Below are 8,235 nucleotides of genomic sequence, written 5' to 3'. Positions count from 1 at the left end.
AACACAACCACTCACGAGGGTCCGTTTCAGCAGGTCAGCGCTTGCTCAGCCGAGGCGGTCGCGCAGCGCGGAGAGCTCGTCGCGCAGTGAGCTCGGCACCTTGTCACCGATCTTGTCGAACCATTCCTCGATCAGCGGCAGCTCGGCCTTCCACTCCTCGGCGTCGACCGAGAGCGCGGCCTGGATGTCCTCGAGCGGCTCGGAAAGGCCATCGACGTCCAGGTCCTCGGCGTTGGGCACGAGGCCGACCGGGGTCTCGCGCGCGTTCGTTGTGCCTTCGAGGCGGCCGACGATCCACTTGAGCACGCGGGAGTTCTCGCCGAATCCGGGCCACAGGAACCGGCCGTCGTCACCGCGGCGGAACCAGTTCACGTAGAAGATCTTCGGCAGTTTGCCCGCATCGGCGTTCTTGCCGGTGTCGAGCCAGTGCTGCACGTAGTCGCCGACGTGGTAGCCGATGAACGGGAGCATGGCCATCGGGTCGCGGCGGACCTCGCCGACCTTGCCCGCGGCGGCCGCGGTCTTCTCGCTGGACATCGTGGTGCCGAGGAAGACGCCGTGCGCCCAGTCGCGGGCCTCGTTGACCAGCGGGATGGTGGTCTTGCGGCGGCCACCGAACAGGATCGCCGAGATCGGCACACCCTTGGGGTCGTCCCACTCCGGCGCGAGGCTGGGCACCTGCGCGATCGGGGTGCAGAACCGGGAGTTCGGGTGCGCGGCGGGCTCCTCGGACTCCGGGGTCCAGTCGCGGCCCTTCCAGTCGGTGAGGTGTGCGGGCGTTTCCTTGGTCATGCCCTCCCACCACACGTCGCCGTCATCGGTGTGCGCGACGTTGGTGAACACGGTGTTGCCCCTGGCGATGGTGTCCATGGCGACCGGGTTGGTCTTCTCGCCGGTGCCCGGGGCGACGCCGAACAGGCCGAACTCCGGGTTGACCGCGTAGAGCCGCCCGTCCTCGCCGAAGCGCATCCAGGCGATGTCGTCCCCGATGGTCTCGGCGCGCCAGCCGGGAATGGTGGGCTGGAGCATCGCGAGGTTGGTCTTGCCGCACGCGCTCGGGAACGCAGCCGCGATGTAGTACGACTTGTTCTCCGGGGAGGTCAGCTTGAGGATCAGCATGTGCTCGGCGAGCCAGCCCTCATCGCGGGCGAGCACCGAACCGATGCGCAGCGAGTAGCACTTCTTGCCGAGCAGCGAGTTGCCGCCGTAGCCGGAACCGTAGCTCCAGATGGTGCGGCTCTCCGGGAAGTGGGTGATGTACTTGACCGGGTTGCACGGCCAGGACACGTCCTGCTGTCCCGGCTCGAGCGGGGCACCGACCGAGTGCAGCGCGGGCACGAACTCGCGCTCGGTCCCGTCCGCGGCGACGAACTTGTCCAGCGCCTTCTTGCCCATCCTGGTCATCACCCGCATCGAGGCGACGACGTAGGCGAAATCGGTGATCTCCGCGCCGAGCTTGGGATCGTCCGCACCGAGCGGGCCCATGCAGAACGGGACGACGTACATGGTGCGCCCGCGCATACAACCGCGGTAGAGCTCGGTCATCGTCGCGGTCATCTCGGCGGGGTCGGTCCAGTTGTTCGTCGGACCGGCGTCCTCCTCGCGCTGCGAGCAGATGAAGGTGCGCTCCTCGACCCGGGCCACATCCTCCGGGTCCGAAGCGGCCAGGTAGGAGTTCGGCCGCTTCTCGAGCGGGATGAAGGTGCCCGCCTCGACGAGTTCGGCGTTGATCCGCTCGGCCTCCTCGTCGGACCCGTCGCACCAGACGACCCGGTCGGGGGTCGTCAGCGCCGCGATCTCGCGCACCCAGGCAAGCAGTCCACTGTGAGTCGTTGGAGCGTCATCCAATCCTGGCACGGTAGTCGGGTTCGCTTGCGTAGCGCTCGACGTAGGCGTCATCTCTTCTCCATGAGTTGTGTTGCCAGTCCGTGACCAGCCCGTGCCCGCGTACGCCGCCGTCCGCGGGCATGGACTGCGTCGTCCGTCTTGCTCGGTGGTGCGCCCTTGCACCCATCCCCCGATCCGGACCGGACCGGGAAACGTCGAAGCCGCGCCCATTTGTGATGAGCGCGTCAGCGAAAAAGGGATGCGTTCGAGGCTAGCGGTCAAACCCACGAGTAACCGAGCCCGCATCTGTCGGTTCACTCACAAAACCGTTAAGGGAATCGATTCAGATAGGCGATGAACAACGGGCGAACAAAACGCCCCCGCCCGGATTGCCCGGAACGGGGGCGTGAATGTCGGTGAAACACCGCGCGGCGATCGGGTTGACCCGCCCGCGCGGCCGAGACGCGCGCTAGTTGCGGCTGATCCATTGGCCGGTGGTGGCATCGATCCGGGCCACTCCCTCGGCTCGCGCGCCCTGACCATTGCCCCACACCGAATCCGAGGCCGGATCCACGGCCGGTTTCGCCGACTGGTCGGTGGAATCCTTGTGGTACTGCCCCTGCCCGTCGAGATGGCCGTGTTCCTCGACGGTCCACTGCCCGTCCCCGGTGTGCGCGGAAACGGTGACCTGGCCGTCCGCACCGATCTGGGTGAGCACGTCGGCGTTGCCGTCGCCGTTGGAATCGGTGGCCAGCACCTGGCCGCCCTGACCGTCGTCGGTGACCGCCGTGTCCGGGGTGCCGTCGTGGTCGCTGTCGATGGTGGCCTTGCCCGCGTCCACCTCCCCGTGCGGACCGTCCACGTGAATGGAACCGCCGGTATTCGCCTCGGCCTGCGCGTCGGGCCCGCTCGGTGCCCCCTGCTCACCGGTGGAGAACCAGGAGTGGTTCGCGTCGTCGAAGCGCGCGGTCGCGGTGACTCCCCCGGACTGGTCGAGCTCGGCGTAGGTGTCCGCGATCCCGTCGCCGTCGGTGTCCGCGTACACCGTCTGCCCGGTATCGGTCTGCACGAGATAGGCGTCGGCGACCCCGTCCCTGTCGAGGTCGACGTTCGCCTCAGCGGCGTACTCCTGGCCGTCGACGTCGACCTTGAGCTCGCCCTCGTGCTGATCGCTGCCGTCGTCGATGTACATCGTCGTTCCCCTTATCGTGGGTGGCCGTGTTCGATCTCTAGGACCAACGTTATTCCGGTTCGGTTCCCGGAACAATCGGAGGAGTTCAACGATCCCGCAGGTCGCGGATCCGCGCGAGCAGGTTTCCCAGCTGCCCCTCGCCCGAGCTCAGGTCCTGTAACTGCCTGGTGATCCGCTGCAACTGGCTGTTGCGTTCGGCCGTCTCCAGTTTGAGCGTCTTGTCCACGCTCTTGATCTCCGCCTCGATGGCCTCGATGCGCTGTCCGAGTGCCTCGTCGAGCGCGAGCGAGAGCTGGGATTCCGCGGAGATGATCTGCTCGGAGACCAGCTGATCGAGTGTGCTGCGGGCATCCGCGATGGCCTCGGTGAGCCAGGTCTTCATGTGTGTCTTCTCCGCCTGGTGCTTGCGGGTGCGCGCCATCCACACCCCGGCCCCGAGCCCGACCACGATCGTGACCGGCAGCAGGAACGGGTTGAGCGCGGCAGCGCCGAGCCCGAGCACCCCGGGCGCGAACGAGGTGGCCATCCGCGCGACGCCGAACCCGGAGTAGACGCCCATGGACACCATGAGCTTGTCCTCCGCGGTTCCGGCGCGCTTGTCCGGCGGGCGCAGTTCCAGGAACGGGCGCTGTTGCTTGGCGAACTCGGCGCGCAGCACCTGCAGCTCGCCGTCGGAGAACACCTCGGCGAGGGTGACCTCGGTGACCTTGGTCAGCCGATCCGCAAGCGATTGGCTGATCCGCCCGGACACCAGCTGCATGGCCGAATCGACCTCGGCGGGCAGCTGGGCGAGCCGTTCCCGGTTCGCCGAGTCGATGGCGCCGCGGAACCACGTGGTCAGCTCGCGCATCTGCCGCCCGACATCGTGGGTGCCCTCGATCCGTGCGCGCTGGATCTCCGCGCGCAGCTTGACCTGGTACCCGCGAGTGGAGGACCGGCGCTGCGTGGTGAGCTCATCGCGGCGTTCGCGCAGCGTGGCGATCTCGTCCTCACCGGTGGACAGGGCGCGGTGCCGGGATTCGAGCTCGGTACGCAGGCCGTTGAACGCCGTGGTCAGCGCGCGCAGGGTGTTCGCCTCGGCGAGCATGGCCGCCCGGCCCGCGACCTGTTCCTGCAGCCGCTGCTGCAGATCCGGGATCCCGGATCGTTCCCGGAGCACCCGCGCCGCCTGCTCGTTCGGGGCGGTCGCGGCCATGTCGAACATCCGCGCGGACACCGGATACATCGGCACGTTCGCGAACCGGGGCGCGTGTTCGGCGAGCAGTTCCTTGTTGGCCTCGGCAACCTGGCGGTACCCGCGGTGCGAATCGGTCTTGGTCAGCGCGAACAACACCGTCTCCACGCTGTCCGCCACCTTGCGCAGGAACCCCAGTTCCCCGCTGGTGAGCGGGCCGGACGCGTCCACGACGAACAGCAGCGCGGTCGCCGAGGCCGCGGCCTCGGTGGCCAGTTCGCCGTGCATCGAATCGAGCCCGCCGACCCCCGGGGTGTCCACCAGCTGCAGCCGTTCGAGCAGCGGAATCGGCGCGTCCACCTCGACGTAGCGCGGCGGCAGCTCCCCGTCCGGCAGCTCGTGCGCGGCGGATGCCCAGTTCAGCAGCTGCTCGGGCGGAAAGGGCACCGGCTCCCGCTGCGGATAACAGGCCCTGGTGGCCATCGCCTCACCGTGCCCGAAGACCAGATAGGTCGCGGTGGCCACCTCGGCGTCCACCGGGGACAGGCCCGGGCTCGCCAGCAGGGCGTTCACCAGGGAACTCTTCCCCCTGTTCGTTTCACCGACCACGACGACCGAGGGCGTGCTCCGGCGCGTCTCGTGTACGCCACGCACCCAGGTGGCGGCCTCGGGATCGCAGTCGGCGAGGAAATTCACCAGCTGCTCACGGGTCGTGCGTACCTGTTCGGGGAAGGAATTCACGCGTCTCATCCCACCACTTCGCCGACCGAGCGCGGTAGCCCTGGTCAGGAGCTCTGCTGGTACACGGTCACGATCGGCACGCGCAGCAGCTCACCACGATCGGAGAACCCGGTGAGCTCGGTTTCCGCGATGACCCCGTCCAGGGCCGGGTCACTGGTGGCGACCACTCCGCCCGCCTCGTGCACCGCGGGGTCGAACCGTTGCCCGTCCGGGCGCAGTGCCTCGACACCGATCTCGGCGAGCCCCGATTCGATGCGCTCGGTCACTCCCGGGCTGCGCGCGCGGTCGAGCGCGTACATGCACAACCGGATGAGCGCGGACCGTTCGGTCGCGAGGTCGTGCGCGCCCGGTTCGTCCAGCCCGGCGCCGAGTCCCTGTTGGCCTGCCATGACCGTATTTGACGCATCGCGAGGAGTTTCGGTTCCATCCCGGTTCACCGGTTCACCCCGGCCCGTGCGCGCAGCTCCTGCCAGATCAGGAAGTACGCGCGGTGCACGACGTGCGCGATGCGCGACTGGGCGGGGGTCGCACCGAACGAGGAGAAGGACCGCCACCAGCCCGCCCGTTCGAGCGCGTACGCGGTCAGCTGTTCGAGCCCGGCGCCGGGCATTCCGAGCTGTGTCTCGATGTCGACATTGCCGCCCACCCGCAGGATCTCCTCGGCGAGATCGTCCGGCATGGCGACCGCGGAGGACACGACGAGGGTGAGCGCTTCGAGCAGTCGCAGCTGGTGCGCCTCGGGCTTGGCGAGCAGCACCTCGATCGCGTCGTGCACCCGCTGGCGTTCCCCGTGATCACCGCTTGCCTGGGCGATCGCGGTGACCGAGGCGAGCGCGGCCGCGGCCTTGATGCCGTCGGCCCTGGTGGCGAACACCTTGCCCAGTTTGTCCCGGACCTCGGGGAGCCCGGATGCGGCGAGCAGGGTCCTGCGCAGCTCACCGGCCGAGATGTCCGGCCGCGCGCGGATCGCGTCCACCGCTTTGCGGATCCCGTAGAGCTCCAGCTTCTCCAGCAGGCGCGCCCGTACCCCGGCGGGAACCTCGCACTCCCAGCTGGTGAAGATATCGCCCGCGATGAGCATGGTGTCCAGATCGGCGTCGTCGAGTTCGGCGAGCCGGTGCAGCGCGTCGGCATCGCCGGAGGTGAAGGTGCCGGTCTCCGCGGACTCCGCGATCAACCCGGCGACCGGGAGCACATCGGCGACCCGCGGTTTGAGCACATCCGCCTGCGAACCCGCCAGCTTGCGCGCGGCCTCCCAGACATCCCCGTCCGCGCCCTCCACCGATTCGGGCGGGATCGTGTCCGCCTTGTTCAGTACCGCGATCGCGTTCACCGGTCCCGCATCCCGGCTCGCCGTCGCCGCGGTGAACGCCGCGATGGCGTGCTGGTCATCGGCGCGCACGCCCTGGGTGACCACGTAGAGCACGGCCTCGGCGCCGGCGACCGCCGATGCGGAGACCCGGTCGAGTTCATCGGATTCCTCGGTCTCGGTGCCCAGGATCGCCTCGGTCCGCTGCACCGAGGCGGCGTCCAGCGAACCGAGCCCCGGGGTGTCGATCACCGTGAGGTTCGCGAGCACGGCATTGGTCAGGTACGCCTCGAGGTGCGAGATCGTCGAGAAGTCGCCGAGTTCCGCGGGGATCATCCCGTCCGCGTCGAAGGGCAGCACCCGGCGGTTGCCATCGGTGTAGACCAGCTCGACCCGGTCCACCGTGCCGTAGGAGAAGCGGGTGACCAGCCGGGTGCACTCACCGACATCGGTCGGCGCGACCCGGCGCCCGATCAGCGCGTTGACCAGGGTGGACTTGCCCGATTTGATCCGCCCGGCCACCGCGACCTGCAGCGGGGACCGCAACCGGCGCACCACCTCGCGCAGCCCGGCCGCGGTACGCGGGCCGACCTGGGGCTCCAGGCTCGCGCACAGCTGGGCGACTGCGCCGGAGAGCGGACCGGAGAACTGCTGCTGACCTGCCACGGTTGGCAAATCTACCTCCTGGGCAGGGTGCCGATCTGCTACCGAAGACTGACGTGCGCGCAGCGAGCGGACCCATAGGCTGGTGTGGTGCGAAGGCTGAGTCTGTGGATCAGGGCGCATCCCATCATCGGGGATGCGTCCATCGCGGTGTTCGTACTGCTCTTCGACTATGTCTTCATCGGGGACACCGGGCGGCAGGGCATCAGTGGAGTCACCTGGGTCGGGGTCGGCGCGCTGCTGGTCGCTCCGCTGCTGGTGCGCAGGCGCTTTCCGATCGGCGCCGCGATCGTCATCGCCTTCGGCGGGGTCATGCAGCTGCTCACCCATCAGGTCAACACGGGCATGGTGCAGCTGCGGCCCGCCGACCTGGCCCTCGGGTTCGCCCTCTACACCCTGGTCGCCTACCTCGGCCGCAAACCGGGCCTGATCTACGGATCGGTGCTCCTGTTCGGCACCATCGCCTGGGCACTGCTGACCCTGCGCCATGCGAGCATCCCGGCCACCGCCCCGATGGCGTTCGTCGGACTGATGATCTTCACCATCTTCTTCATCGCCGGGGAGTACTACGGTGCCCGGCGCGCCTACTCCGCCGAGGTGGAACGCAGGCTCGCGCTGCTGGAGACCGAACGCGACCAGCAGGCCCGGATCGCCGTCGGTGAGGAGCGCGCCCGGATCGCCCGCGAGCTGCACGACGTCGTCGCGCACGCGGTCAGCGTGATCATCGTGCAGGCCGACGGCGCCTCCTACGCCATCCGCAACAACCCCGAACTCGCCGAGTCCGCCGTGGAAACCATCTCCACCACCGGCCGCACCGCGCTCGCCGAACTGCGCAGGCTGCTCGGCGTGCTGCGAGAGGACGACACCGAGGCCGAACTCACCCCGCAGCCCGACGCCACCGGACTCTCCCGTCTCGCCGACCAGATCGGCATCCCGGTGCGGCTGCAGCTCAGCGGGGATATCGACGGGCTGCCCGCGGGTATCGGGCTCAACCTCTACCGGATCATCCAGGAAGCGCTCACCAACACCCTCAAACACGCGGGCGCCAGCGCGGCCGCGCTCGTCACCGTGCGCCGTGGTGAAGAAGACGTCGAGGTCAGCATCGAGGACAACGGATCCGGCGCGCCCACCGCCGCATTCCGCGAGGTCTCCGGCGGGAACGGCCTGATCGGCATGCGCGAGCGCGCCACCATGCACGGCGGCGAACTCGAAGCGGGCCCGCGGGAAACCGGCGGCTGGCGGGTGCACGCGAGCATTCCCTTACAGCCCAGCTGATTTGCGGTTTGCCCCGAATGCGGGCTGTTGCGCATGCGCCGGATTGTGCTTGCC

General features: G+C 68.8%; 6 protein-coding genes. 1 reads left to right on the top strand and 5 read right to left on the bottom strand.

What is annotated here, in order from left to right:
• Positions 1-45 precede the first annotated feature (45 nt).
• From AD72_RS17320 to AD72_RS17300, 5 genes are all read right to left on the bottom strand, one after another.
• Positions 46-1,899 (bottom strand): phosphoenolpyruvate carboxykinase (GTP), encoded by a 1,854-nt coding sequence (locus tag AD72_RS17320; protein ID WP_051898710.1) that lies wholly within the window; start codon positions 1,897-1,899, stop codon positions 46-48.
• Positions 1,900-2,296: 397 nt separating this feature from the next.
• Positions 2,297-3,019 (bottom strand): hypothetical protein, encoded by a 723-nt coding sequence (locus AD72_RS17315; RefSeq protein ID WP_031467560.1) that lies wholly within the window; start codon positions 3,017-3,019, stop codon positions 2,297-2,299.
• Positions 3,020-3,104: 85 nt separating this feature from the next.
• Positions 3,105-4,943, bottom strand: a complete 1,839-nt coding sequence (locus AD72_RS17310) for a dynamin family protein (RefSeq protein WP_031467559.1) — start codon at positions 4,941-4,943, stop codon at positions 3,105-3,107.
• A gap of 35 nt (positions 4,944-4,978) precedes the next feature.
• Complete coding sequence (gene grpE, locus AD72_RS17305) at positions 4,979-5,323, bottom strand: nucleotide exchange factor GrpE (RefSeq protein ID WP_082468994.1); 345 nt, start codon at positions 5,321-5,323, stop codon at positions 4,979-4,981.
• A 44-nt stretch (positions 5,324-5,367) separates the two neighbouring features.
• Positions 5,368-6,909 carry a dynamin family protein gene (locus AD72_RS17300; protein ID WP_031467557.1) on the bottom strand — a complete coding sequence of 514 codons (1,542 nt, stop codon included), beginning with the start codon at positions 6,907-6,909 and terminating at the stop codon, positions 5,368-5,370.
• Positions 6,910-6,993: 84 nt separating this feature from the next.
• Between AD72_RS17300 and AD72_RS17295 the strand changes: the two genes are divergently transcribed.
• Positions 6,994-8,181, top strand: coding sequence for a sensor histidine kinase (locus AD72_RS17295; RefSeq protein WP_082468993.1), 1,188 nt, complete (start codon positions 6,994-6,996; stop codon positions 8,179-8,181).
• Positions 8,182-8,235 lie beyond the last annotated feature (54 nt).

This window comes from Sciscionella sediminilitoris (assembly GCF_000737195.2).
GTDB lineage: Bacteria > Actinomycetota > Actinomycetes > Mycobacteriales > Pseudonocardiaceae > Sciscionella > Sciscionella sediminilitoris.
Note: the sequence above shows the minus strand (reverse complement) of the source record. Positions and strands in the feature narration are given on the sequence as shown.